Raw genomic sequence first — 24494 nt, forward strand, 5'->3', positions numbered from 1 at the left:
AAAAGTGGGCGTCGGTGCTGGCGGGCCGGATCAGCGGCCCTTGAGGTACAGGTGCTCGTAGCAGAAGTTGGTCGCTTCGAGATAACCCTCGGCGCCGCCGCAATCGAAACGCATGCCCTTGAACTTGTAGGCCAGCACGCAGCCGTTTTGCGCCTGCTTCATCAAGGCGTCGGTGATCTGGATCTCGCCGCCCTTGCCAGGCTGGGTGTCGGCGATCAGGTCGAAGATATCCGGCGTGAGGATGTAACGGCCGATGATCGCCAGGTTGGACGGTGCGTCCTGCGGGCTGGGTTTTTCCACCATGCTGTTGACCCGATAGATGCCGTCGGAAATCTGCTCACCGGCGATCACCCCGTACTTGTGGGTCTGGTCGCGGGGCACTTCCTGGATGGCCACGATCGAGCAGCGGAATTTCTTGTACAGCTGGATCATCTGCGCCAGGACACCGTCGCCTTCCAGGTTCAGGCACAGGTCATCGGCCAGTACCACGGCAAAGGGTTCATCGCCGATCAGCGGGCGGCCGCTAAGAATCGCGTGACCCAGGCCCTTCATTTCTACCTGGCGGGTGTAGGAAAAGGTGCAGGTATCGATCAGATCGCGGGTACCGGCCAGGAACTTCTCTTTTTCGGTGCCACGGATTTGATGCTCGAGTTCGTAGCTGATGTCGAAGTGGTCTTCCAGCGCCCGCTTGCCCCGCCCGGTGACGATGGCCATGTGTTGCAGGCCGGCATCCCGTGCTTCCTCAACGGCGTACTCGATCAGCGGCTTGTTGACGATCGGCAGCATCTCTTTGGGCATGGCTTTGGTTGCCGGCAGGAAACGCGTGCCATAACCGGCGGCTGGGAACAAACATTTACGAATCATAAGAATATCCTGGGCATTCATGACGCACAGTCAACTGTACGCAATAACGAGTGATTGCAGTTTCAATGATTATTGAAGGCTCACTTTAATACCTGAGCCGACTCGTTAATGGCAATTGGCGATGTATGAAAAGAGCGCGAATGTTATGAGATGTCGGTTTGATAATTGTTGGTTATTTTTAGTCGGTATCTGTTGATAGTGGTGTCTGCTGTGCAGTGCTAATAAGTAACCGGCAATACAGTTTGGCCTGCAAAATTATTTATTGCCAGTCGTTGAACTAACTATGTTTTCGGTTGTTGTCGCTGCCTTTGTTCGGAAGTTGTGTGGATGGGTTCGCACATTCAATAGAAGCGGCTTGACAGGCTACTTGGCACTTCTCCCACTATGGACCGCACTATGAAGATTCTGGTAACGGGTGGAGCCGGTTATATCGGTTCGCATACCACACTTGCGCTACTTGAAGCAGGTTATGAAGTGGTTGTGCTGGATAATCTTTGCAACAGCTCCGATGCGTCATTGCACGCCGTGGAAGCCATTTGTGGCAAGAGTGCGCTGATGATTCACGGCGACGTGTGCGACAGGGCCTTGCTGGACCGGGTCTTCCAGCAGCATGCCATCGATGCGGTGTTGCATTTTGCCGGGCTCAAAGCGGTGGGCGAAAGCGTTCGCAAGCCGCTGGAGTACTACGAAACCAATGTCAGCGGCAGCATCACGCTGTGCCAGGCGATGGCCGCCGCCGGTGTGTTCCGCCTGGTGTTCAGCTCCTCGGCCACGGTGTACGGCGAGCCGCAGCAGATGCCGATCCGCGAGGATTTCCCCACCGGCAGCCCCACCAACCCCTACGGTCAATCCAAGCTGATCGTGGAAAACGTGCTGCGCGACCTGTGCCTGGCGGAGCCGCGCTGGAGCATCGCGTTGTTGCGATATTTCAACCCGATCGGCGCCCATCACAGCGGCCACCTGGGTGAAGATCCCAACGGCATTCCCAATAACCTGGTGCCCTACATCAGTCAGGTCGCGGTGGGCAGTCTGCCGGAACTGTCGATCTTCGGTGACGATTACCCGACAGTCGACGGCACCGGCGTGCGTGATTACATCCACGTCGTGGACCTGGCGGACGGGCATCTCAAGGCGTTGCAGTCGATCAGCGACCGCAGCGGCATCCATACCTGGAACCTGGGCACCGGCGACGGCTACAGCGTGATGCAGGTCCTGCGGGCTTTCGAGCAGGCGTGCGGGCGGCCAGTGCCGTTTCGGGTGATGCCACGTCGCTCGGGCGATATCGCCGAGAGCTGGGCCGACCCGTCCAAGGCAGCCAGGGAGCTGGGCTGGAAGGCCACGCGTAACTTGCAACAGATGATGACCGACACCTGGCGCTGGCAATCGAATCACCCCAGGGGTTACCTCGGATGATGGCGTTTTAGCTAAATGTTATTCCCGGTCAGGTTGTTAGATATCGTCGGGAAATTACACTGGAATTGCCACTTGCAAGTCCGTAGATATAAACCTGCCGTTGAACATTTATCAGTGAAGTAGAACTGTGAATGAACAACGGATCTTGTTCGCACTGTTTGCGACTTGATCTCTCACCTCTAACGCAAGCCGGGTTTTATAACGGTGGACTGTTAGAAAGGAGTTGATATGAAGAAAGTGATGGCAATGGCCCTGTTGACGATGTTGAGCAACTGGGCATCGGCAGTAGAGGCACCGCTGACGGCAGTCACCAATGTAGTGGGTAATGTGGCGGCTTCTCAAGCCACGGCGGCCAGTACGGCAATGGTGGCAAGTGCCATGGCGGCGTCCAACAGTGGTGGCAGTGCCAACGGCGGTACAACCGGTACCACGGGTACAACGGGTACAACCGGCACGCACAACTGAGTGACATGCCTGCAGGTGTAGTACAGGGTCGCCCGACGCAAGTCGGGTGACCTTGTTTTTTAGAGTTGCCCTTGAATAGCGTAGTGCCATTATGACTCGTAGTGTTTATCTTTTGATGTTGGCAAGTTGCGCTTTACAAGGTTGTATGTTTTCTCCCGGCCAGTACCTGAGCACCAGCGATATCACGCGCCAGGGCGCCAGCGAAAGCAGCCGGGTTGAGCTGATACCGATCACCCCCAAACTGATTTCCATGGACCGGGCCACGCAAAAGCGTGAGTCGCTGCCCAAGGAATTGCTGACGGCGCCTGCCGAGTACCGCATCGGCAGCAACGATGTGTTGTACATCACGGTCTGGGATCATCCGGAGCTGACGGCGCCGTCCGGCGCGCAGCAGCAGATCGACGCCAACGGCCGGCTGGTGCGCTCCGACGGCACGCTCTACTACCCGTACATCAAAGAGGTTCAGGCCGCTGGCAGAACCATCCAGCAGTTGCGCACGGACCTCGAACAACGGCTGTCCGCGTTCATCGCCGAGCCGCAGGTGGATGTCGCCGTGTTGCGCTTCGCCAGCCAGAAAGTCGTGGTCTCGGGCGCGGTGGCCAAGGCCGGTCCGCAGCCAATTTCGACCAACCCGCTGAGCGTGGTCGAAGCCCTGGGATCGGCTGGCGTCGACACGGCCAATGCCGACTTGTCCGGCTTGCTGCTGACGCGCAACGGTCGGGCCTACACCCTCAATCTCGATGCGCTCAATCGTCAGGATTCCGAGCTGCAGAACGTTTACCTCAAAGGTGGCGATCAACTGTATCTGCCATACAACGACAAAAAGCGCATCTACGTGATGGGCGAGGTCAACCAACCGCGCGCGCTGAGCTTCAGGACCGCCACCATGAACCTCTCCGATGTGCTGGGTTCGGTGGGTGGGTTGAGCCAGACCACCTCCAACGGCAACGCCGTGTATGTCATCCGGGGTGTGGAAAACCTCGATGTGGCCCCGGCGAAGGTCTATCAGCTGCAAGCGGAATCGCCCACGGCCATGGCCCTGGCCACCCACTTTGAAGTGCGCCCCCAGGACGTGGTCTACGTCGGCCCTGCCAACGTGACGCGCTGGAACCGCTTCATCAGCCAACTGGTGCCTTCGGCGTCCATTGTCGGCACGGGGGCTTCGGCGGCGAAGAACATGAGCGAAATCAGCACGCCCAACAAATAAGGCCCGGTCCGATTGTGAAAACCTTGAATGTTGGCGTCTGCCTGTTGGCGGCCTTGTCGTTGTGTGGCTGTAACCCGCTGATGGTCGCCTCGGTGAACAACCTGAAATCGGCGACGATCGGGCCCGATGAAGTCGAGGTGACAGCGGCCCAGGTCGCGGACGTTCGCTATCCCCAGCTCAAACTGACCACGCCCTCGGGCTCCGGTGTCCTGGCACTGGTGCGCGAGCGGGGCGACCTGCAGTTCTGGGTCGCGTCGGGCAAACAGGTGCTGCTGCTGCGCGATGGCCTGGCGGTGCGCAGCATCGGCCTGGGCATTGAAGGCGACCTGGACGGCACGCGCCTGGCGGCTGAATCGCCTTTCAAGCAGGGCCTGCAGCGTCTGCCCGATGGCTACACCAGTCAGCGCTGGATCGATCTTTATCAAGGCCAGGAAGTCGGCGTGACCTTGAACAGTCGCTTCTCTCGAAAGTCCCTGGAAACCCTCGAAATCCTCAACAAGGAATATACCGTGCTGCGTGTCGATGAGCAGATTGACGCCCCGGCCATCGGCCTGCGGGCGACCAATCGTTATTGGGTCGATCCCGTTGACGGTTTCATTGTGCAGAGTGAACAGCAACTGACCTCGCAACTGCGGGTGCGGATCGTGCAACTGACCCCTGATCGCAGGCACGCCCGTTGAAGCGGCTCAGGGTTCTATCGGCGTGCCTGATGCTGATCACCGGCATCAGCCAGGCGGCGGTCACGGTCAGCGGCGACGTCGCCAATCCCGGTCCGGTCGAGCTGCCACCGGGTGGACGCTTGCTGGACGTGATCAGCGTGGCCATCCCCAATGCCGAAAGTTACTGGCTGGCAGCGGTGTTGCAGCGCCGGTCTTTGCTCGAAGAGCAGGCACGGCTCAAGGCCGGGGTGCTGTTCGATCTGGACGTGTTGCGGCGCATGGCCTTGCTCTTCGACCGGCCGAGCCGGGCGGCGCTGGCGGTGCGGGTGGCCGAGCAGGTGCGACAGATGCCAGTCACCGGGCGGCAAGTCGCGGTGCTGGACCCGGTCGCGGTAGAAGTGGGGTTTGCGCGCAACATCCGCCTCGACGATGGCGACCGCCTGACCTACCCGTTGCGGGTCGACGAAGTGCAGGTGTTCGGTGCAGTAGCCGAACCCTGCAGGCTGCCCTATCTGCCGTTGCAGGAGGCCAGCGACTACCTGAAAGACTGCCAGGTGCTGGTCGATGCCGATGCCGATTACCTGTGGCTGATCCAGCCCAACGGCATGTCCCGGCGGGTCGGCATTGCCGCCTGGAATCGCGAGAGCGGTCAGGTCCCGGCCGCCGGCAGCAAGATTCTGGTGCCGATCAAGAACGATGATCTTGATCCGCCTATTCCTGAACTGAATCAGCAGTTGGCCGAATTCATTGCCACGCAGCTGGCTGAGGTGGTTCGTTGAATCTACGTTTTGCAGCCGTATTGTTATTGCCCTGCGGTCTGGCTCATGCCGAGCCGCGTATTACCCAAAATGATTTCGGCGGCGCCGGCCTGTTGCAGACCCCGACGGCGCGCATGGCGCCGGCCGGCGAGTTGAGCCTCAACGCCAATCGCACCGATCCCTACAGCCGTTACAGCGTGTCGTTGCAACCGTTCGAATGGCTGGAGGGCTCGTTTCGCTACACCGCGATCACCAACCGACCCTATGGCCCCGAATCGCTGAGCGGCAACCAGAGCTATAAGGACAAGGCGGTCGATCTCAAGGCCCGGCTGTGGCAGGAAAGCCATTGGGCGCCCGAACTGGCGCTGGGCTTTCGAGACATTGGTGGTACGGGCCTGTTCTCCAGCGAATACTTCGTGGCCAACAAGCGTTATGAGAATTTCGATCTAAGCGCCGGCATCGCCTGGGGTTATCTGGGCAATCGTGGTGACTTCGATAACCCGCTGGGCGAACTCGATGATCGCTTCAAGACCCGGCCGGCCAGTGAAGGCACCGGTGACGTCAACGCCGGGTCGTACTTTCGCGGCAGCCCGTCGTTTTTCGGTGGTGTGAGTTACCAGACGCCCTGGGATCGGCTCAGCCTGAAACTCGAATACGAAGGCAACGATTACAAGCACGAACCCAAGGACAACGAGATCAAGCAGGACTCGCCGATCAACCTTGGCGCGGTGTTCAGGGTGACCGATTCGATCGACGTCAGCGCTGCGTGGGAACGTGGCAATACGGCAATGTTCGGCATCACCTTTCACACCAATTTCGCCAGCCGCAAGGCACCGGCGAAAACCTACGATCCACTGGCCGAACCGCTGCCGGCCAAGGCGCCGACCACGGCGCTGGATCAGGTCGATTGGGCCGACGTGTCCAGGCGCCTGCAACAGAATGCCGGCTACCAGGTCGAGCGCATCAGCCAGCGTGGCCCGGAATTGATCGTGTACGGCGAGCAGTCACGGTACTTCCATTCGGCCAAAGCGGTCGGTCGCGCGAGCCGGATTCTCGACAACAGCGTCAACGACGACATCGACTGGTTCACCTTGGTCAACAAGCGCTACGACCTGCCGCTGGAAGAAACCAGCGTGCCGCGCCAGACCTTTCGCGAAGTCATCAACAACGAAGAACCGCTGCAGTCGCTGCACCGCACCACCGAGATCAACGCGGCGATGCCGCACAACGAGAAGACCCTCTACACCCAGGCGATGCAGCCGTTCAACTATGGCGTTGGCCTGGGCTTCAAGCAGAACGTCGGCGGCCCTGACGGGTTGCTCTATCAGTTCAGCGCCGATGCCGACGCCGAGTACCGCTTTACACGCGATACCTGGTGGAGCGGCTTGCTCAGCACCAACCTGAAGAACAACTTCGACAAGTTCACCTACGACGCACCCAGCGGCTTGCCCCGGGTTCGCACCGACTTGCGCCAGTACCTGACCACCTCCGAAGTCACCATGCCGCTGTTCCAGGTCACCCACGTCAAACAGTTGGATAAAGACCTGTACGGCATGGTGTATGGCGGTTACCTGGAATCGATGTTTGCCGGGGTAGGGGGCGAGGTGTTGTTCCGCCCGACCGGCGAGCGTTGGTCGCTGGGGGCGGATTTGAACTATGTGCGCCAGCGTGAATTCGATCAGGGGTTCGGCTTGCGCGATTATTCCGTGGTGACCGGGCATATCACCGGCTACACGGACTTGCCTTACGACACCCTTGCGGCAGTCAGTGTCGGGCGATATCTGGCCGGGGATTGGGGCGGCACGCTGGACATCTCGCGGGAGTTTTCCAACGGTGTGCGGTTCGGCGCCTGGGCGACCATCACCACGGTGACCGGCGCGCAATATGGCGAAGGCAGCTTCGACAAGGGTATCTACCTGTCGATCCCGTTCGACGAACTGATGAGCATGTCGACCATGCGCCGGGCCAACCTGGTCTGGTCGCCGCTGACCCGCGACGGCGGCGCAAGGCTCAATCGCAGCTTCCAACTGCACTCGATGACCGATAGCCGTGATGACGATATGTTCTACCGGAACTTCGAGAAGATTACCGAGTAGGGCAGGCGAATCACGCTGTGGGAGCTGGCCTGCCAGCGATAGCGTCGGCGGCTGACCTGACGCTTTCGCGAGCAAGCCCGCTCCCACAGGTTTTTTGGGTAGGTCGCCTGTTCTGAGAACAACGCTGAACCCTGTGGGAGCTGGCCTGCCAGCGATGGCGTCGGCGCCTGACCTGACGCCTTCGCGAGCAAGCCCGCTCCCACAGGTTTTTGGGTAGCTCGCCTGTTCTGAGAACAACGCTGAACCCTGTGGGAGCTGGCCTGCCAGCGATGGCGTCGGCGGCTGACCTGACGCCTTCGCGAGCAAGCCCGCTCCCACAGGTTTTTGGGTAGGTCGCCTGTTCTGAGAACAACGCTGAACCCCTGTGGGAGCGGGCTTGCTCGCGAAAGCGTCAGACCCGTCACCCTCAATCTCGCCAACTACCCCCAACTCCCGCCCACAAAAAAGGGGACTCTCGTCCCCGTGCGGTCTTGCGCCACGCTAATCCATCAGTAGATATCTTTGGACAACAAGGTAAACGGTGTCTTCACCAGAATCTTCAGGTCCAGCCACAACGACCAGTTATTGATGTACTTGAGGTCGATCTCCACTCGCTTCTGCATCTTGTCCAGGGTATCGGTCTCACCACGGCAGCCGTTGATCTGCGCCAGGCCGGTAATCCCCGGTTTGATCCGGTGACGTGCCATGTAAGCAAGAATCTTCCCGGAGTAATAGTTGTTGTGCGCCACCGCGTGCGGTCGTGGCCCGACCAGCGCCATATGCCCCTGCAGCACATTGAACAATTGCGGCAGTTCATCCAGGGACGTGCGGCGGATGAAGCGGCCGACGGCGGTGATGCGCGAGTCGTTGCGGCTGGCCTGCTTGACCTCCTTGTCATCGTGGACCCGCATCGAGCGGAACTTCCAGACCTGAATCACCTTGCCGTTCCAGCCATGACGATCCTGCTTGAAGAACACCGGGCCCGGCGAGTTGAATTTGACCGCCAGCGCAATGATCAACAGCACCGGGCTGAGCAGGATGATCGCCAGCAACGCCACGCTTTTTTCCATCAAACTCTTGCTCAGCGCAGCCGTCGGCCGACTGGTCAGCGGGCTTTCGTTCAAATAGATCGCCGGCAGGCCATCCACGACTTTCACCGAGTGATTGAGCAGGGTCAGGCTGTTCAAGTCCGGCACCCACACCACGTCGACGTTGGCATCGAGCAAGTCGACGTACATGGCTTCGATTTTTGCTGCTTCCGACAAGGGCAGGGTGATGTACAAGCGGCGAATATCGTGGGCCTTGATCAGGTCCAGCAGCGCTTCCTGGGCGCCGACCACGCGCGGTGCACCGGGCTCCAGGTCGGGCAGGGCGCCGTTACTCACCAGGCCCACCAGCGGCAGGTTTTCCAGATGGCTCAGCTTTTTGGCCAGGCCCAGCGCCAAATCGCCAGTGCCGACGATCAGGGTTCTGTGCTCGCTCTTGCGCGAGCGCTGGTAATACTTGGAAAACGCATGCAGCGGCGCATACAACAGCGCCTGACCCAGAAAGCCGTACACAGCCCAACCCATGATCACCTGGCCGGAAAACAACCCGTCGGCCTTGCAGATAATGGCAATGAAGGCCAAGGCGGCCATGGTCATGGACCAGCCCACGAACAGGCGCCCCAGCCCGGTCAGGTAATTATCCCGTTTGCGATACACGCCGCTGAAGGTGTACGCCGGCACCGAAGCCAACACCGCCAGGGTTGCGCACATCCGGTAGTAAAACTCGACCTTCCCGGTCTCTTGTTCCGCCAGTACGAACAACAGCGAAACAACAAAGCCCTGCGCCAGCGCCCATTGCCCCCAAAAGGTCAGTCCCTTGAGGCCGGTATTTCGATTGATACGAAGACTGAGATCCATGCGATATCCCCAAAAAACGTCCGTCAGGTTTCGACAGTCGAAAACCGAGTTGTTTATGCAGGCTTATTGTTGTTGTTAAAACCCGTGTCCTGAGGCTAACAACATCGAGAGGCCGAACTGTCGTCAGTCAATAGATTAAGTTATTGGCAAATGGGCTGTCTGACGAGTTCTAACAAGATGGCAAAGTGCCAAATTTGTAAAATGACTCAAAAGAATCGTCCGTTAAAAAACGTCGATTTTTAAGTAATGAACTTCTCGTGTTGTATTGGGTATTGTGGGTGGGTGGAGGCAGGAGGCTAATCAGGAGAGGAACAAACAGAGTGCTCTTTTTATTGTTTTAGTCGCACTGTTTGAGTTTGTTTTGTTCGTTCAGGCGGAATGTGTCTCGGACACCACTTGCTGGATCAGGCAATAGCCGCGATTTCTGACGGCACGAAACAGTCGTTCACCGTTGCTGGCACTTTTGAATTTGTCTTGCAGGCGGCTCAGGCACATTTCCAGACCGCGGTATTGTTCGGGTTCCCTGCCGATGCTGAGTATCAGATCATCACGACTCACGACACGTTCATCATGGTGCAACATCTTCCTGACAAGTGTGGCTTCTAGCCCGGTCAGATTGATCTCGACCCCGTCTTTGACCAAAACATTGTGATCATCGTCCAGCTGCCAGGTGTCACTATCAACAGCATGACCGTCGATGTTCAGCGGGATATCAATGGTGTCTACCAATGGACGCGGGGATTGCGCCGCCAGCCATTCAGACTCCAGGGTGGCGACTATTCGCTGGGTATCGTGTTCGATGCTGTGCGCGATGTTTTTCCTTGTACCGCTGGGGTAGGTGAACTCCATCAACATCGGAGTGGAAGAGGGCGGATTCACACCTTCAATAAACATTTGCGCCTGGGAAGTACTAAACGAATTGAAGCGTTCGCTCGACAGGATGCTTTCGAGTTCACGTTGCGAAGTTGTGCTGTGTGTCACAACGACAAAATATTTTCTTGAGAGGTTAGTACTGGTTTCCATGTCGCTCTCCTGAACTACGCACCAAAGTTGGCGAAAAAAGTGATCGGCAGGGGAGTAATGAACTCCCTCGGAAGTAATCGCAAAGGCAGGGTCTGGGCCCTAAATGAGCCTCGATAGGTTCCACTCGATCGGCTATAGAGTAAGCTTTTATTGTTATGGTTTAGTGTTAACACGGTCATGGAATTGAATAACAACGACAAATATTTCGGTGGTGCCTGTGTATTCGTATAGTTGCTTTGAAAGCCTGCTTTGGAACCGGGCTCACAGGGTCGAAATCAGGCCTCGCATCAGACGGTATCCGTACCCGCGAATGCTCTGGATGGCGTTGGTGCCATACATGTCCTTGATTTTCCCTCGAAGGCGGCTGATGGATTTCTCCAGGGCCCTGGGATCGTAAAAATGAGTATTGAGCCCCATGATGCTGGCGATTTCGTCATGACTCAGAATGTGGTTGCTGTTTTGCGCAAACGCTTCGAGGATCTTCATTTCCGCGAATGAAATATCCAGTTTCTTGCTGGTGCCCGACAGGCATATACGCGTGGGATCCAGCACCAGATTGATGTCTCTTTGCCATTCTTCGCTATTAAAAACGTCGGCAAGCGACTCGCATCCCTCATCGGAAAGGGTATTGAGCTTGATACAAAAGTCGGCCCCGGCAAGAAAGTACTTAATCTTGTTGTAGGCGCCTCGGCCGGTGATGACCGCACAAATAATGGCAGCCAAGTTGTCGTCGCGCAGGTTTTCCACCAACGCGAGGTTTTCTTCCAAGGCCTGAGGGCTATCGATAATGACGAAGATTGCGCGGTATGAATCCAGGCGTTCATTGCTGTTACATGAATGGGTATACGAACTCGCTTCCAGCGCTACATCGGTCCGTACATGCTTTGCGACTAATGCACTAAAATGTTCAGCCGCGCAACGCGTACGACCCAAAGTGAGAACACCGGGTTCGCTATTTGTTGGGTGCTGGCTTTTAGTAGTCGCTAAGTTCCCTGTAAGCATCAGGCATTGACTCGAAAAAGTACTGACATCGGGATGTTAAAGCACCGGTTCTGATCTGTGACTGACAATTGGTAACATTCACGCGGATTTTAGACGTGGGTCCCGAGTTTTCTAACAATAATCAGACTTTTCAAGGTTTTAGTTGATTTTCTCGGTAGCCTGAATTAGAGAAATGTGGGCCATTAATGGTGGCAATATGGAATTGTGCCACTATTTTGTATCTATGGCGACTGGTTATTTAATGTCCTTTTGCCACTGTTTGTAGATGGGCACCAGTCATATTGTGAGATAGGTCACACTTTGTCGGGGAGTGCGGGTTTTTCTTCCTTAATAAATAAATCCTTCGAAAAAAGTGCCAGACGGACGTTTATTAACAAGCCTTGAGTGTGCCGTTTGATAAGTCCTATTCTGCGCCGCTGACTGCATGCGTTAGTTGATGGGATGTCTCATCAGGCGACTTGGCGGAGGATGAATGGATTTCTGGACCCTTTTGAAGGTGTTGATCCTGGGGGCTGTAGAGGGGCTGACCGAGTTTTTGCCCATCTCCAGTACTGGCCACCAGATTATCGTTGCTGACTTACTGGACTTTGGCGGCGAACGCGCCATGGCGTTCAATATAATTATCCAGCTCGGCGCGATTCTCGCGGTAGTTTGGGAGTTCCGTCACAAAATCTTCGATATCGTCAAAGGGTTGCCAACTCAGCGCAATGCACAACGTTTTACCCTGAACTTACTGATCGGCTTTCTTCCGGCGGTCGTCCTGGGCGTTTTATTCGCCGACAAAATTCATCAATACCTCTTCAACCCGATTACTGTGGCAGTCGCGCTGGTCGTGGGCGGCATCGTCATGTTGTGGGCGGAAAGGCGAGACCACGTGGTGCATGTCGACAGCGTCGACGACATGCGTTGGACGGATGCCTTGAAGGTAGGTTTCGCACAATGCCTGGCGATGATACCGGGCACGTCGCGCTCGGGTTCGACCATCATCGGCGGCTTGCTCTTCGGTCTGTCCCGCAAGACCGCAACCGAATACTCGTTCTTTCTGGCGATGCCCACCATGGTCGGCGCCGCAGTGTATTCGGGCTACAAGTATCGGGATCTGTTCCAGAGCGGCGATCTGGCGGTATTCGCCACGGGTTTTGTGACAGCGTTCGTGTTCGCGATGATCGCCGTGCGCGGCCTGCTCAAGTTCATTGCGAACCACAGCTATGCGGCGTTTGCCTGGTACCGGATCGCCTTCGGCCTGCTGATCCTCGCCACCTGGCTATTCGGCTGGGTGAACTGGACCGCCGCTGCCGCTGCCTGACCTGCTTCTGTACCTGCATCTGTATCTGTAGGAGCGAGCATGCTCGCGATGAACTTGAAAACACCACGGGGCGTCAGACTGCCAACGTTTTCGTCAACACCCATCGCGAGCGTGCTCGCTCCTACAGGAGCAGGGCGTTAACGCCCTTCAAGCAACGCCGCCGCCTGGTCCAGCAACGCCAACGGGTCCTTGGCCTTGTGGATATCCACCGACAACAACTGCCGAAACTTGCGCGCCCCCGGGAACCCGGTACCCAGCCCCAGCACATGCCGTGTGATGTGATGCATCGAGCCGCCCGATTCGATATGCGCGGCTATATAAGGACGCAACTGCGCCAGCGCCTCGGCGCGGGTGATCACCGGCGCGGTGCTGCCGAACAACTGCTGATCCACCTCAGCCATCACATACGGATTGTGATAAGCCTCGCGCCCCAGCATCACGCCATCGAACGTCTGCAAATGCTCGTGGCACGCCTCCAGCGACTTGATCCCGCCGTTGAGAATAATCTCCAGGTCCGGAAAGTCCGCCTTCAACCTTGCCGCCACGTCATAGCGCAACGGCGGAATGTCCCGGTTTTCCTTCGGCGACAACCCCTCCAGAATCGCAATCCGCGCATGCACGGTAAAACTTGTACACCCTGCCTCATGCACCGTCCCGACGAACTCGCACAGCTCCTCATAACTGTCGCGCCCATTGATCCCGATCCGATGCTTGACCGTCACCGGAATCGACACCGCATCACGCATCGCCTTCACGCAATCGGCCACCAACCGCGGATGCCCCATCAGCACCGCACCGATCATATTGTTCTGCACCCGATCACTCGGGCAGCCGACGTTCAGGTTCACCTCGTCATAGCCGTGGTCCTGGGCCATGCGCGCGCAAGCGGCCAAATCCAACGGAACACTGCCACCCAACTGCAACGCCAGCGGATGCTCGGCTTCGTTGTGACGCAGGAAGCGCTCGTGATCACCGTTTAGCAGCGCGCCGGTGGTGACCATCTCGGTGTAGAGCAGGGCGTTTTTCGACAGGATGCGCAGGAAGAAGCGGCAGTGGCGGTCGGTCCAATCCATCATGGGGGCGACGCTGAACCGCCGAGACAGCGCAGGGCTTGTATTTACTGGGCTGGAGTGGGTGTTCTGTACCATTTTGCTCTACGTATGTTAAGCGTGTTTGGGGGTGTTTTCGGGCGTATTCGAGTTCCGTGGAACGACATACCACGAGAAAACTGGCAGATGGCACTGTGAGCTAAACGGCTCAGAGCCTAATCGAGCGCGACGGATTACAAGTCTACCAAGAGAGCAAGTCTTTCGTCCGGAAACAGGTGGCAAAGACTCGGGTATGGCGACCGCTTGAGCATTCAAAAGGCCGGCGACGGGTCGTTACAGCAGGAATTGATTGAGAGATCCCTTCGAGCGACACCGGTGACAAGATGGTGGCTGGTCGTGGTGATGATAATGTACGATAATCCTCGTACACATTAGGGGTCGCAATGGAAAAAGGCTTCAAGAAAGCCCAACGTGATGTGCTATCAGCTCTAGAGACGGGCGATTACCAACATGCTTCTCGCGGCTCTATCGATGTCAAAAATTTACTGGCGACTGGGGAGGTATCTGCACAGGAGGTGATAGACGTCATCAAGCGGTGCAGTGGCAAACAGCACAGCTCTAGTGCGCATCACTCGGTCTCCAGTATTGAAGTTCACGTGCTGAAAACCGGGGGCTGGTACATAAAATTCTATTTTATCGATCCAAGCGCTTGGTTTATTAGCGTCCATCGTTGAGGGAGCGTATGAAGCTTCTATTTGAAGGTGATCAAGGCAAGGCTCTCTGCGAGCACTGCCAGCAAATTGTTACCACGACTTATGTTCGACGCGATGTGCCCTTCAGCGATGGCCAAGGTCAGGCAAAGGAAATTTTGGTGGGAGTCTGCGACGATTGTGACACTGTCGTCGCAATCCCAGCGCAATCCACGCCCTCTATTAAAGAAGCACGAAAGCAGCAATTGATCCCCATCGAGGCGCGGCTGCCTGCGATTTACCTTGATGTCCTTGATGCGGCGATGCATGTCGTGACTAAGGAAGCCAGCGTTCAGACGCGAAAACTGTTCATCAGTTATTACTTGAGAGTACTGGTGGAGACTAAGTCTGCCACTCGTTTGCAGAGAACGCATGATGAGTTTTCTGAATGGCTATCGAAGCAGATGACATGTCGCCAGTTGACGCTGTCACATTCGATGAAGCGGCTTTCGATGAAGGTGAATCCCTATGTCGCTGATGATTTCATAGTGCTCCTTGAGGCAACCCATATGACCCGCACGGAGTTACTGAAGTCTGTGATCTGTCATATACAGGAGGATGTGATTGAAGACAGAAATGCAGCAATCATCTCTGACTTGCAGCGATTGACCAGAGTCGCGATGTAGAATCGCCGGTTTTTTGCTGCGGGACTAAATCAACACATCAGTAACCCCTGATTAAAAAGAGGCATCGAATTGTGAAGTCGAAGGGCGTCCTTGCCGGACGCCCTTTTTTACATCACGCCGGCTCAGCATCCATCCGCCGCGCAATCACATCTAGCACATCGCACCCATCGCGCAACGGTATGGCGCACAACAATGCGAAGTCGCTGAGGATGACGGAGTCGGAGCTGATTTCGCCGCGCATGGCGAGGTTTTCGAGGACCTGCGTTACGGCTTGAATCCGGTAGCAGGCGGTGCTGAGCAGGGAGTGCAGGGGTTGGGTGGTGTTCACATACAGTGAGGGGAGGTCGTCGGCGTTGCTGGTTAGAGCCATGTATTCGTTCATGAGTGATTCCTTGTATTGAGGTTATCTACCACTCAATGTCGCCAAACAATGGGTGGCAGCTGTACGCAGGTTGGCGAACCGGGACAAGGCAAACCGGCAGACCCTGGGGTCTCCCACGCACAGCCACCAAAAAAGGTAGCCAAGCGTTCAGAAACGCTCCGAGAGAACTCGGAGGTTTCTGTGCTTTGTCATCGAGTCGCCAAACCCGATACGCCATTGGGGCGCGCTCGGGACTATAGGTCTCATGACAAAGGCACAGCAATGCGCAAGTCTACGGACATTTCCCAACGTCGTGTAGGACGCTGCTCTATTTGATGATTGCCTCATTGTTCAAGAAAACTCTGAACCTGATGCTGTTCACTCAAGAAAATCTCTGGACGAAAAAAACATGTGTGGCGAGGGAGCTTGCTCCCGCTGGGCCGCAAAGCGGCCCCGATTGGTTTGGAAAAAGCAGGGGACTGCTACGCAGTCCAGCGGGAGCAAGCTCCCTCGCCACAGCATCCTGAACCAAGGCTGTCGCCCTGCGAAGTTTCACCATCTCTGCCCGGGCTGCAGCCTAGGATGAAGGCACAAGCCCACTTCGCAGGAACAATAAAAATGATCCCAAACGTCATCAAGGTCGCGCTCATTACCAGTGCCGTTCTGTTGAGCGCCTGTTCCGGTGTCAGTACTGCTCATCGTTATTCGGACGACACCGTGCCCAGTGGATTCGGCCCAGGCCCCACCAATAGCCACCCGGACAACATGAGTGTCCACGGCAGCGCCTTGGGCAGCAGTTACGGTGAATACAGCTCCGGCCTACTGCACGACGATTGATCGGCCGGCGACTGCCGCGCAGTCGGACGCAGGCTTCGCCAGCCGCTACAGGGCTACTTGGGTACCGCGATCCACTGACCGAGGACCTTCTGGTAATTGCCGGTGACCTTGGCCAAATGCAGCCACTGGTCCACATACAATTTCCAGGTCATGTCATCGCGCGGCAGCAGGTAGGCCTTTTCGCCGTACTGCATGTATTGCGTCGGGTTGACCGCGCACAAACCGGGTTTCAACTTCTGCTGATACAGCGCTTCGGAAGCGTCGGTGATCATCACGTCCGCCTTTTTGTCCAACAACTGTTGAAAGATGGTGACGTTGTCGTGCAGCTGAAGTTGCGCCTTGGGCAGGAAGGCGTGAACGAAGGCTTCGTTGGTGCCGCCGGCAGGTTCGACCAGGCGCACCGCAGGTTGGTTGATCTGCTCGATCGTCTGGTACTGCGCCTGCTCTTCACAGCGCACCAGCGGGATCTTGCCGTCGACGTCCAGGGTGGTACTGAAGAAGGCTTTTTTCTGCCGTTCGAGGGTGACCGAGATCCCGCCCATGCCGATGTCGCACTTGCCGGCGATAAGGTCGGGCATCAGGGTTTTCCAGGTGGTGGGCACCCATTGGACTTTGGCGCCAAGGCTGTCGGCCAGGGAGCGGGCCATGGTGATGTCGATGCCGGAATATTCGCCGTCTTCGGCTTTGAAGGTGTAGGGCTTGTAATCGCCGGTGGTGCAGACCCGCAACTGACCCTGCTCAATGACGCTGTCCAGATGTGACGGGCCTTGCTCTGCCTGTGCCAGCGACGACAGGGTGAGCAGGCTACCGAGGATGATCGTGCTTTTTAGGGTGTTCATGGTTCCCGGACTCTCCTTGTTTGAAATATCTCGACTAGCTCTTCGGTGCGGCGCCGTCCTTTAACGGAAAGCGCACGCTGAACAGGGTCCCGCTGTCGGCGCTGGAGCTAACGGCGACATCGCCGCCATGGGCCTGGGCGATTTCCCGGACGATGAACAAACCCAGGCCGACGCTGCGCAGTTCGCTGTCGTCCTCGGTGCCGCGGGTCATGGGTTCGAACAGCACGTCGATCAACGCCGGCGGGATGACGGGGCCTTGGTTGTGCACGGCGACAATCGCCGTATGGTCTTGCAGGCGGGAGCTGATGATGATCGGCTGCTGCAAGTCGCCGTAAGCCACGCCGTTGGCCACCAGATTGCCGATGATTTGCTGCAGGCGATCGGCATCCAGATAAACGCTGCCATTGCCAAAAGATTGATGAACGAGTTGTGCGCCGGGAAAGGTCACGCGCAATTCGTCGATGCTTTGCCGGGTGACGTAGTGCAGGTCGATGGTCGAGGGAGCGATGCTGATGCCCTGGCCGACGCGGGCGAGGGCGAAGTCCAGCAGATCGGCGATCATCCGTTGCGCGCGTTCGGACGATTGACTGATGTGGCCCAGCAGTTGCGTCTCCTTGGCCGTGCGCTCGCTGCGGGCGAGGATGCCTGAGGCCATTTTGATGGCCGTCAGCGGGTTTTTCAGGTCATGGCTGACGATGGCGACCATTTGCTCGGCAAACGATGCTCGGCGCTGGGCTATTTCATACGCCTGGTTGAGTTCGGCCTGGGCGTGCTGCAGCGCCGTTTCGGCGGTGGTTTTTTCTTGCAGCAGGGCTTCGGCGAGTTTGCGGGCGTTGAGCAGTTCGCGCTCGTACTTGTCGCGGTCGGTGGTGCCGAACAGCGCCAGTTCGTAGAACGCGCCGTTGGCGTGTTCGCGTCGTACGCCGTTGAGCAGCATGGTGATGGTATGCCGGTCGCGGTGCAGCAGGTCGAGTTTGACCTCGGCCACCGAACCTTGCATCTGCATCAGCGGCGCCCAGTGGGTCTGGTGAAAGATGCGCCCGCCCATGGTCAGCAGGTCCTGGAAACGTCGGCCGCACAGCTCTGGCTGACTGAAGCCGATCCAGTTGCTGAACGTCAGGTTGGCCCGCAGGATCGTACCGTCCTCTTTGGTCACCACCAGTGCGCAAGGCGCGTTTTCAAACAGCGTATGCGGGTCGGGCAATGGCGGTAGATCAGTCGACATGAACGCGTTCCCAGGGCGACAGGAAGGTGTTCATGGCTTCGGAGCAGGCACTGGGCGCGCTCATGTGCGGGCAATGGCCGACGTTGGCGACCAGGCTCAACGTGCTATTGGGCATTTGCTCATGCAGGTATTGGCCGACGGCGACCGGGGCGATGAGGTCGTCACTGGACTGCAGGATCAGCGTCGGGGTCGTCAGCCCGGCGACGTCCCGGCGGTTGTCGGACATGAACGTCACCCGTGCGAATTGCTTGGCGATTTCCGGCTCGGTGCTACAGAAACTGTTGGTGAGCGCTTCGCCCAGGGCCGGTTGCCCGGGCGCCCCCATGATCACCGGGGCCATGCTGCTGGACCAGCCGAGGTAATTGCTGTCTAGGGTGTCGAGCAGGGAGTGGATGTCTTCGAGCGTGAAACCGCCCACGTAGTCGTGCGAATCGATGTAGCAGGGCGAGGGGCCGATCATGATGTGGGCGGCGATGCGACCGGGATCCAGTCGGTCAGCCAGCACGCCGATCATGGCACTCACCGAGTGGCCGACCAGCACCACGGGGCCGCTGGCGTATTGATCGATGATCTCTTTCAGGTCTGCCGCGTAGCCCGCCAGCGAATCGTACTTTATCCGGTCGTAGGCGCTCAGGTCCGACTGGCCGGCGCCGACCAGGTCGTACAGCACGACCTTGAAGCGGGAAGAGAAGTGCGGGAGCAAATAGCCCCACATGGTCTGGTCGCAACCAAAACCGTGGGAGAACACCAAGGTGGCCGGACCTTCACCCATCACGTTGATGTTGTTGCGATGTTGAAGGTTCATGCAGGGATTCCCGGGGAGGCTGAAGATCAGTGGCATCCCCGCGAGTGTAGATAGTCACCGGCGTGCGGTCACGCGTTGACTTTGTCGAGCGGTGTTTACCGCCGGGAGGTGGACTTCTCCGACGACGCCACCGTCCCACTCCCACAATTGATGTAGGAAGACGACTTCAGCCAGCGCTGGTCGGGGTAGTAGGAAAACAGCAACTGGCCGTCTTTCATCGAGTCGATCAGCTTGTGCGCGATCGCCGGTCGGACGGCTGGGCAACCCAGGCTTCTGCCGATACGGCCGTTGGCGCGGGCCAGCACCGGGCTGACGTACGGTGCGCCGTGAATGACGATTGCGCGATCAAAGGCGTTATCGTTGAAGCCCGGCTCCAGGCCTTCCATGCGCAGGGAGTAGCCGTTCTGGCCGCGATAGCTTTCCTGGGTGCGGAACAGGCCAAGGCTGGTGGCGAAGCTTTCGTTCTGATTGGAGAACTGAGTGGCCATGTTTTCGCCGCTGTTGCGGCCATGGGCGACGAGTTCGTGGAACAGTAATTTGCGCTTTTTAAGATCGAACACCCACAGCCGTTGTTCGGTCGAAGGCAGGGAGTAATCGATCACTGCCAGCCTTTGTGCCGCTGGCGCGCCTTGTGCGCGGGTGCATTGGGTGGCTTTTACTGCCAGGGCGATGACCTTGGCATTGGCATTTGGGGCGGCTTTGGCCAGCGCGACTTCAAGCGAATCGGCGTAGGCTGTGGCGATGAAGGCCGACGTCAACAGCAGCGCTGTGAGTTGCAAGCCAAAGCGATGTAGCGCCATATGTATATCTCAACAGGAATATGTTCGAGTCTAGCAGCGAGTTGCACGCTAGCTTTTTGATTTGCGGGAGATTAAGGATTATCCATGGTGCAATTAACAAGGTTATTCGTCATAAGCCCCGCGTTTGTTATGGTCTTTCTGATCAGCGGCACTGCGTTCGGTGAAACTTCGCCGATTGTGCCGTCATCTGCATTCATCAGCGAATTGTCCGCCAGGCCCGACGATGTGGTCGGTCAAGGCATCCAGGCCGCGCTGGAGCCCCTGCAATCCTCGTTTCCGCCGCTGCTGACCTCGCGCAAACACCAACGGATGGACATCAACCGCGTCGTTCTCTATTTCTATTCCCATCGCAACTACCGTGCCGCCTGGACAGACGGGCGCGATTTCACTCAACTACTCAAAAGCCTCAATGAAACGTCGGCCGATGGCTTGAACCCTGCGGATTTTAGAGGCGATGAGCTGGCCGAGGCGCAAATGTTGATGCAAGCCTCCGCACCGACCCCGGCCCAGGCCGCCGCCTTCGATATCGCACTGACCCGCACCTATATCACCGCGCTTTTGCAATTGCGCCGCGGCAAGGTGGACCCGTCCCGCCTGGATTTCCATTGGAACTTCGAGCCCGAAGGCGTGGATCCTCGCGAGGACGTGAACAGCTTTTTTACCGCCCTGGATGCTCACGACGTGGCCCGTGCCTTTGCGATAGCGCCGCCTCAGGAAGCGGTGTATCGCAGCCTGCGCGAGGCGTTGGCGCGGTTGCGTCAGGTTCGCGATGCCGGTGGCTGGCCGACAGTCGCCGAGGGGCAGTCGCTCAAACCTGGGATGGACGGTGCGGCGGTGGCACAGTTGCGGGCGCGTCTCGTGGCCGGCGGTTACCTGGAACCGCACAAGGGCAAGCGCACCGATTACGACGACAAGCTGATCGCTGCGGTGAAGAAGTATCAGACCGAGCAGTATCTGGGGGCCGATGGCGTCGCGGGTGCGACGACCCTGGCGGCGCTGAATGTGCCGGTGCAGGCACGGATCGATCAGGTCCGGGTGAACATGGAGCGCGCGCGGTGGTTGCTGTACAAGCTGCAGGGCACTTTTGTGGTGGTGGACATCGCCGGCTACAAGGTGGCGCTGTACCGTGACGGTCAGCCGATCTGGCGCTCCCGGGTGCAGGTCGGCAAGCCGTTTCGCAGCACGCCGGTGTTCCAGTCGGAAATTACCTACATCACCTTCAACCCGACCTGGACCGTGCCGCCGACGATTCTGACCAAAGACATGTTGCCCAAGATTCAGCAGAACCCGGATTACCTGGCGGCCAACCGGATCCGCGTGCTCGATCGGGCGGGCAATGTGCTCGATCCGGCTGGCATCGACTGGTACAACGCCCGCGGCCTGACGCTGCGCCAGGATGCCGGCCCGACCAACTCGTTAGGGCAGGTGGTCATACGTTTCCCCAACGACTACTCGATTTACCTGCACGACACGCCCCATCGCGAGCTGTTCGCCAAGTCCATGCGCGCTACCAGTTCCGGCTGTATTCGCGTGGAAAACCCGCTGCAATTGGTGGAGTTGCTGTTCAACGACCCCACGCGCTGGAACAGTGAGGGGATTCAAAAGCAGTTGGCCAATGGCAAGACAGAGAACATCAAGCTCCCGGTCAAGGTGCCGGTGTTGTTGGCGTACTGGACGGTCGATCTGAGCAACGAGGGGCGGGTGACGTTCAAGCCGGATGTGTATGGCTACGACACGCCAGTGCTGCAGCAGTTGGACTTGCCGTCCAGACTGCCGGCGCTGCAGTTGCCAGGCACCGAGACCAAAATGGTAGTGAATGGGCAAAGCCAGCTGTAATCGGACAGCGGCAAGGTGGTTGCTTTTCCGAGCAGCAACCGGCGCTGTTCACCGACGCCATGCGCCTGAGTGAGCGGTCTCCAGGATTCCCCGAACGTTGATTCCTCGACTGACCCTCGATGAAGTCGATGAACTGATCTGACAGCTTTCATGCCGGGCTCAATTCCACCCGCAAAAACTCCACCAGCGACCGTTGCAGCCCACTCAACGCACCTTCGCGGCTGATCAGCGCCAGTTCCGTAGGCGGCGGTGTCGGCAGGTCGGTGCAGACGCTGTGCTCGGGCAGGACCGCCGACGCCGGCAATACCGAAATGCCCAGGCCACAGGCCACGGCGGCTTGAATCCCGGTCAGGCTATGGCTGCCGAACGCGACTCGCCACGGCCGCTGGGCCACGTCCAGCAAACGGATGGCCCGTTGTCGATAGAGGCAGCCCTGAGGAAACAGCGCCAGGGGCACCACATCGTTGGCGGCCAGGGTTTGCGCACCTTTGACCCACACCAGTTCTTCCGGCCAGGCCGCCCAGCTCGGGCCGCTGTCCGGTTCGCGCTTGACCAGTGCGATGTCGATGTCACCGCTGGCGAGTTTCTGCTTGAGGTCGGTGCTCATGCCGCTGACGGTTTCCAGGCGCGCCTGGGGTTGTTGCCGGTTGAAGCCGGCAAGAATCAGCGCCATGCGCCGGGCATCGAAGTCTTCAGGCACACCGATGCGCAAAATCTCCAGATCGACGTCGCTGGCCAGCGCCTCGACGGCCTCTGAGGACAGGGCCAGCAGGCGTCGCGCATAGTGAATCAACATTTCGCCGTGCTCGGTCACGCTGATGTTTTGCCCGGTGCGATCACGCAGCAGCAGCGAATGGCCGACCAGCTCTTCGAGCTTGCGCACCTGCTGGCTCACGGTGGATTGAGCGCGATGCACACGCTCGGCCGCACGGGTAAAGCTGCCTTCATCCGCCACGCAAACGAAGGTCTTGAGCAATTCGAGATCGAGCATGACGGGCACCTTGATATTTATTTTTCAACTGACGTGTCGGTATTAATTTAATTTCACACTATCACTGTTGACTCGTAATCTGAAGGCCACAACGTCAAGAGGATGCTGCCATGACCCTGCAAAACACCCCGCGCCCCGAATGGTTGACCTTCGATTGCTACGGCACACTGATCCAATGGGATGAAGGCCTCAATGCCGTGGTGGGCGAAATCCTGCATGACAAAGGCGAGCACGCCGTGGATGCCCAGCGCCTGATCGAAGTCTATGACCGGCACGAGCATCGGCTGGAACAGATTCCGCCCCATCGCTCGTTCCGGCAACTGAGCACCCTCGGGTTGCAACTGGCGCTGGAGGAACTGAGCCTGTCTAGCACGCCACAGGACAGTCAACGCCTGGCCGAGGCGATTCCGCGGATGCCGCCGTTCCCCGAAGTGAAGGCGACACTGGCACAACTCAAGGCGATGGGCTTCAAGCTGTGCATCGTCTCCAATACCGACGACGACATCATCGCCGGCAACGTCGATCAGCTTGGCGGGTACATCGACCGGGTCATCACCGCTCAGCAGGCCGGCGCCTACAAGCCAAACCCACGGTTGTTCGACTACGCCCACCAACAACTGGGTGTCAGCCGCGAGCAGGTGGTACACATCTGCGCCAGCCCGACGCTGGATCACACTGCCGCTCGTGACATGCACTTTCGTTGCGTGTGGATCGACCGTGGCACCGGTCGGCAATTGCTCCCCGACTACCGGCCCGATGCGATATTGAACACGCTGGATCAGGTGGTGCCCTTGTTCACGTCCCTTGGCTGGTAATACGCGGAGTCAGCGTCATGGCACATACACTCGCAGGTCGTTCGCATTCTTGCACTTACGCCGGCCTGGACCTGGACTCGCCGACCGTCATCACCACGCGCACGGAGCTGGCGGCGTGCTTTCAACTGGCGGCGCGGCATGGGCTGGAGGAGGGGATCTGCAATCATTTCTCGGCCATGGTGCCGGGGCGCGATGATCTGTTTTTCGTGAACCCGTACGGGTACGCCTTTGAAGAAATCACGGCGGACAACCTGCTGGTCTGTGATTTTCATGGCCAAGTTGTGGACGGGGAAGGTCAGCCGGAAGCGACGGCGTTCCATATCCATGCGCGGCTGCATCAGCGATTGCCGCGGGTGAAAGTCGCGTTTCACACGCACATGCCCCACGCCACGGCGTTGTGCCTGTTGCAAGGTCCGCCGTTGCTGTGGCTCGGGCAGACAGCCCTGAAGTTCTACGGCCGCACGGCGGTGGATGAACACTACAACGGCCTGGCCCTGGATGCATCCGAAGGCGATCGGATCGCCAGTGCCATGGGCAACGCCGACATCCTGTTTTTGAAGAATCACGGGGTGATCGTCGCCGGGCCGACCCTCGCTGAAGCCTGGGACGATCTGTACTACCTGGAACGTGCCGCCCAGGTGCAGTTACTGGCGATGGCGACCCAGCGAGAGCTGCTGCCGGTGCCCCACGACATCGCCCAATATGCCTATGAGCAAATGCGCAGGGGGGATGCCGAGAGTGCGCGGGCGCATTTGCACAGTGCGATTCGACGGATGCAGCGGGGACATTGATGGAGCGGTGTTTCACCGCTGCAACATCGCGGTGGCGCCGGCTGTCCGGTCGTCAGGGCACGTTCATATGATCGTCTAAAGTTCCGTTAGCGCT

24 protein-coding genes are annotated in these 24494 nt (G+C 58.2%); 13 read left to right on the forward strand and 11 right to left on the reverse strand.

Annotation, left to right across the window (positions count from 1 at the left end; translation table 11 throughout):
- Positions 1–30 precede the first annotated feature (30 nt).
- Positions 31–864, reverse strand: coding sequence for a UTP--glucose-1-phosphate uridylyltransferase GalU (gene galU, locus B0W55_RS02340; protein ID WP_077044432.1), 834 nt, complete (start codon positions 862–864; stop codon positions 31–33).
- A 396-nt stretch (positions 865–1260) separates the two neighbouring features.
- Between galU and galE the strand changes: the two genes are divergently transcribed.
- From galE to B0W55_RS02370, 6 genes are all read left to right on the forward strand, one after another.
- A complete protein-coding gene (gene galE, locus B0W55_RS02345; protein WP_077044433.1) occupies positions 1261–2277 on the forward strand; it encodes a UDP-glucose 4-epimerase GalE in 1017 nt (338 codons plus the stop codon).
- A 228-nt stretch (positions 2278–2505) separates the two neighbouring features.
- The gene (locus tag B0W55_RS02350; protein ID WP_077044434.1) at positions 2506–2742 is read left to right on the forward strand and encodes a hypothetical protein; all 237 of its coding nucleotides are present in this window, start codon (positions 2506–2508) and stop codon (positions 2740–2742) included.
- A gap of 145 nt (positions 2743–2887) precedes the next feature.
- Complete coding sequence (locus B0W55_RS02355; protein WP_077044435.1) at positions 2888–3949, forward strand: polysaccharide biosynthesis/export family protein; 1062 nt, start codon at positions 2888–2890, stop codon at positions 3947–3949.
- Positions 3950–3963: 14 nt separating this feature from the next.
- A complete protein-coding gene (locus B0W55_RS02360; protein ID WP_077044436.1) occupies positions 3964–4629 on the forward strand; it encodes a YjbF family lipoprotein in 666 nt (221 codons plus the stop codon).
- The gene (locus B0W55_RS02365) at positions 4626–5387 is read left to right on the forward strand and encodes a capsule biosynthesis GfcC family protein (protein ID WP_371807250.1); all 762 of its coding nucleotides are present in this window, start codon (positions 4626–4628) and stop codon (positions 5385–5387) included. Before B0W55_RS02360 ends, B0W55_RS02365 begins: the two co-directional genes overlap by 4 nt.
- A complete protein-coding gene (locus B0W55_RS02370) occupies positions 5384–7462 on the forward strand; it encodes a YjbH domain-containing protein (RefSeq protein ID WP_077044438.1) in 2079 nt (692 codons plus the stop codon). Before B0W55_RS02365 ends, B0W55_RS02370 begins: the two co-directional genes overlap by 4 nt.
- Positions 7463–7950: 488 nt before the next feature.
- Here the strand turns inward: B0W55_RS02370 and B0W55_RS02375 are convergent, their stop codons facing one another.
- The 3 genes from B0W55_RS02375 to B0W55_RS02385 form a co-directional block, all read right to left on the reverse strand.
- The gene (locus tag B0W55_RS02375; RefSeq protein WP_077044439.1) at positions 7951–9345 is read right to left on the reverse strand and encodes an undecaprenyl-phosphate glucose phosphotransferase; all 1395 of its coding nucleotides are present in this window, start codon (positions 9343–9345) and stop codon (positions 7951–7953) included.
- 369 nt (positions 9346–9714) lie between these two features.
- Positions 9715–10368, reverse strand: coding sequence for a winged helix-turn-helix domain-containing protein (locus B0W55_RS02380; RefSeq protein ID WP_077044440.1), 654 nt, complete (start codon positions 10366–10368; stop codon positions 9715–9717).
- A gap of 261 nt (positions 10369–10629) precedes the next feature.
- The gene (locus tag B0W55_RS02385) at positions 10630–11373 is read right to left on the reverse strand and encodes a winged helix-turn-helix domain-containing protein (protein ID WP_077044441.1); all 744 of its coding nucleotides are present in this window, start codon (positions 11371–11373) and stop codon (positions 10630–10632) included.
- Between the two features lie 469 nt (positions 11374–11842).
- Here B0W55_RS02385 and B0W55_RS02390 point away from each other — a divergent pair, with 469 nt between their 5' ends.
- A complete protein-coding gene (locus B0W55_RS02390) occupies positions 11843–12676 on the forward strand; it encodes an undecaprenyl-diphosphate phosphatase (protein WP_077044442.1) in 834 nt (277 codons plus the stop codon).
- Between the two features lie 137 nt (positions 12677–12813).
- Here B0W55_RS02390 and dusA read toward each other — a convergent pair whose 3' ends face one another.
- Complete coding sequence (gene dusA, locus B0W55_RS02395; RefSeq protein WP_077044443.1) at positions 12814–13824, reverse strand: tRNA dihydrouridine(20/20a) synthase DusA; 1011 nt, start codon at positions 13822–13824, stop codon at positions 12814–12816.
- Positions 13825–14168: 344 nt separating this feature from the next.
- Here dusA and B0W55_RS02400 point away from each other — a divergent pair, with 344 nt between their 5' ends.
- Positions 14169–14459 (forward strand): hypothetical protein, encoded by a 291-nt coding sequence (locus B0W55_RS02400; protein WP_077044444.1) that lies wholly within the window; start codon positions 14169–14171, stop codon positions 14457–14459.
- 8 nt (positions 14460–14467) lie between these two features.
- Positions 14468–15100, forward strand: a complete 633-nt coding sequence (locus B0W55_RS02405) for a hypothetical protein (RefSeq protein WP_077044445.1) — start codon at positions 14468–14470, stop codon at positions 15098–15100.
- Between the two features lie 112 nt (positions 15101–15212).
- On the opposite strand, the gene B0W55_RS02410 is transcribed toward B0W55_RS02405, so the two are convergent.
- Positions 15213–15482: a short-chain dehydrogenase gene (locus B0W55_RS02410; protein WP_077044446.1), complete on the reverse strand. Its 270-nt coding sequence runs from the start codon at positions 15480–15482 to the stop codon at positions 15213–15215.
- 597 nt (positions 15483–16079) lie between these two features.
- Between B0W55_RS02410 and B0W55_RS02415 the strand changes: the two genes are divergently transcribed.
- Positions 16080–16298 (forward strand): hypothetical protein, encoded by a 219-nt coding sequence (locus B0W55_RS02415; protein WP_077044447.1) that lies wholly within the window; start codon positions 16080–16082, stop codon positions 16296–16298.
- Between the two features lie 53 nt (positions 16299–16351).
- Here B0W55_RS02415 and B0W55_RS02420 read toward each other — a convergent pair whose 3' ends face one another.
- The 4 genes from B0W55_RS02420 to B0W55_RS02435 form a co-directional block, all read right to left on the reverse strand.
- Positions 16352–17137 (reverse strand): transporter substrate-binding domain-containing protein, encoded by a 786-nt coding sequence (locus tag B0W55_RS02420; RefSeq protein WP_077044448.1) that lies wholly within the window; start codon positions 17135–17137, stop codon positions 16352–16354.
- A gap of 34 nt (positions 17138–17171) precedes the next feature.
- Positions 17172–18362, reverse strand: a complete 1191-nt coding sequence (locus B0W55_RS02425; RefSeq protein WP_077044449.1) for a PAS domain-containing sensor histidine kinase — start codon at positions 18360–18362, stop codon at positions 17172–17174.
- Positions 18352–19167 (reverse strand): alpha/beta fold hydrolase, encoded by an 816-nt coding sequence (locus B0W55_RS02430; protein ID WP_077044450.1) that lies wholly within the window; start codon positions 19165–19167, stop codon positions 18352–18354. Before B0W55_RS02430 ends, B0W55_RS02425 begins: the two co-directional genes overlap by 11 nt.
- Positions 19168–19262: 95 nt before the next feature.
- Positions 19263–19967, reverse strand: a complete 705-nt coding sequence (locus B0W55_RS02435) for a murein L,D-transpeptidase catalytic domain family protein (RefSeq protein ID WP_077044451.1) — start codon at positions 19965–19967, stop codon at positions 19263–19265.
- A gap of 84 nt (positions 19968–20051) precedes the next feature.
- Between B0W55_RS02435 and B0W55_RS02440 the strand changes: the two genes are divergently transcribed.
- A complete protein-coding gene (locus B0W55_RS02440) occupies positions 20052–21803 on the forward strand; it encodes a murein L,D-transpeptidase (protein WP_077044452.1) in 1752 nt (583 codons plus the stop codon).
- 148 nt (positions 21804–21951) lie between these two features.
- On the opposite strand, the gene B0W55_RS02445 is transcribed toward B0W55_RS02440, so the two are convergent.
- Positions 21952–22794 (reverse strand): LysR substrate-binding domain-containing protein, encoded by an 843-nt coding sequence (locus tag B0W55_RS02445; protein ID WP_077044453.1) that lies wholly within the window; start codon positions 22792–22794, stop codon positions 21952–21954.
- 110 nt (positions 22795–22904) lie between these two features.
- Here B0W55_RS02445 and B0W55_RS02450 point away from each other — a divergent pair, with 110 nt between their 5' ends.
- Complete coding sequence (locus B0W55_RS02450) at positions 22905–23609, forward strand: haloacid dehalogenase type II (RefSeq protein WP_077044454.1); 705 nt, start codon at positions 22905–22907, stop codon at positions 23607–23609.
- Between the two features lie 17 nt (positions 23610–23626).
- Positions 23627–24400 (forward strand): aldolase, encoded by a 774-nt coding sequence (locus B0W55_RS02455; RefSeq protein WP_077044455.1) that lies wholly within the window; start codon positions 23627–23629, stop codon positions 24398–24400.
- Positions 24401–24494: the final 94 nt, after the last annotated feature.

The organism is Pseudomonas sp. KK4 (genome assembly GCF_001984065.1).
Classification (GTDB): domain Bacteria; phylum Pseudomonadota; class Gammaproteobacteria; order Pseudomonadales; family Pseudomonadaceae; genus Aquipseudomonas.

Bases quoted from the DNA above. Each gene is read 5' to 3' on its own strand.
- galU (WP_077044432.1), bottom strand. From the start codon at position 864: ATGATTCGTAAATGTTTGTTCCCAGCCGCCGGTTATGGCACGCGTTTC.
- galE (WP_077044433.1), top strand. From the start codon at position 1,261: ATGAAGATTCTGGTAACGGGTGGAGCCGGTTATATCGGTTCGCATACC.
- B0W55_RS02350 (WP_077044434.1), top strand. From the start codon at position 2,506: ATGAAGAAAGTGATGGCAATGGCCCTGTTGACGATGTTGAGCAACTGG.
- B0W55_RS02355 (WP_077044435.1), top strand. From the start codon at position 2,888: ATGTTTTCTCCCGGCCAGTACCTGAGCACCAGCGATATCACGCGCCAG.
- B0W55_RS02375 (WP_077044439.1), bottom strand. From the start codon at position 9,345: ATGGATCTCAGTCTTCGTATCAATCGAAATACCGGCCTCAAGGGACTG.
- B0W55_RS02380 (WP_077044440.1), bottom strand. From the start codon at position 10,368: ATGGAAACCAGTACTAACCTCTCAAGAAAATATTTTGTCGTTGTGACA.
- B0W55_RS02390 (WP_077044442.1), top strand. From the start codon at position 11,843: ATGGATTTCTGGACCCTTTTGAAGGTGTTGATCCTGGGGGCTGTAGAG.
- dusA (WP_077044443.1), bottom strand. From the start codon at position 13,824: ATGGTACAGAACACCCACTCCAGCCCAGTAAATACAAGCCCTGCGCTG.
- B0W55_RS02400 (WP_077044444.1), top strand. From the start codon at position 14,169: ATGGAAAAAGGCTTCAAGAAAGCCCAACGTGATGTGCTATCAGCTCTA.
- B0W55_RS02405 (WP_077044445.1), top strand. From the start codon at position 14,468: ATGAAGCTTCTATTTGAAGGTGATCAAGGCAAGGCTCTCTGCGAGCAC.
- B0W55_RS02410 (WP_077044446.1), bottom strand. From the start codon at position 15,482: ATGAACGAATACATGGCTCTAACCAGCAACGCCGACGACCTCCCCTCA.
- B0W55_RS02415 (WP_077044447.1), top strand. From the start codon at position 16,080: ATGATCCCAAACGTCATCAAGGTCGCGCTCATTACCAGTGCCGTTCTG.
- B0W55_RS02420 (WP_077044448.1), bottom strand. From the start codon at position 17,137: ATGAACACCCTAAAAAGCACGATCATCCTCGGTAGCCTGCTCACCCTG.
- B0W55_RS02425 (WP_077044449.1), bottom strand. From the start codon at position 18,362: ATGTCGACTGATCTACCGCCATTGCCCGACCCGCATACGCTGTTTGAA.
- B0W55_RS02430 (WP_077044450.1), bottom strand. From the start codon at position 19,167: ATGAACCTTCAACATCGCAACAACATCAACGTGATGGGTGAAGGTCCG.
- B0W55_RS02435 (WP_077044451.1), bottom strand. From the start codon at position 19,967: ATGGCGCTACATCGCTTTGGCTTGCAACTCACAGCGCTGCTGTTGACG.
- B0W55_RS02440 (WP_077044452.1), top strand. From the start codon at position 20,052: ATGGTGCAATTAACAAGGTTATTCGTCATAAGCCCCGCGTTTGTTATG.
- B0W55_RS02445 (WP_077044453.1), bottom strand. From the start codon at position 22,794: ATGCTCGATCTCGAATTGCTCAAGACCTTCGTTTGCGTGGCGGATGAA.
- B0W55_RS02450 (WP_077044454.1), top strand. From the start codon at position 22,905: ATGACCCTGCAAAACACCCCGCGCCCCGAATGGTTGACCTTCGATTGC.
- B0W55_RS02455 (WP_077044455.1), top strand. From the start codon at position 23,627: ATGGCACATACACTCGCAGGTCGTTCGCATTCTTGCACTTACGCCGGC.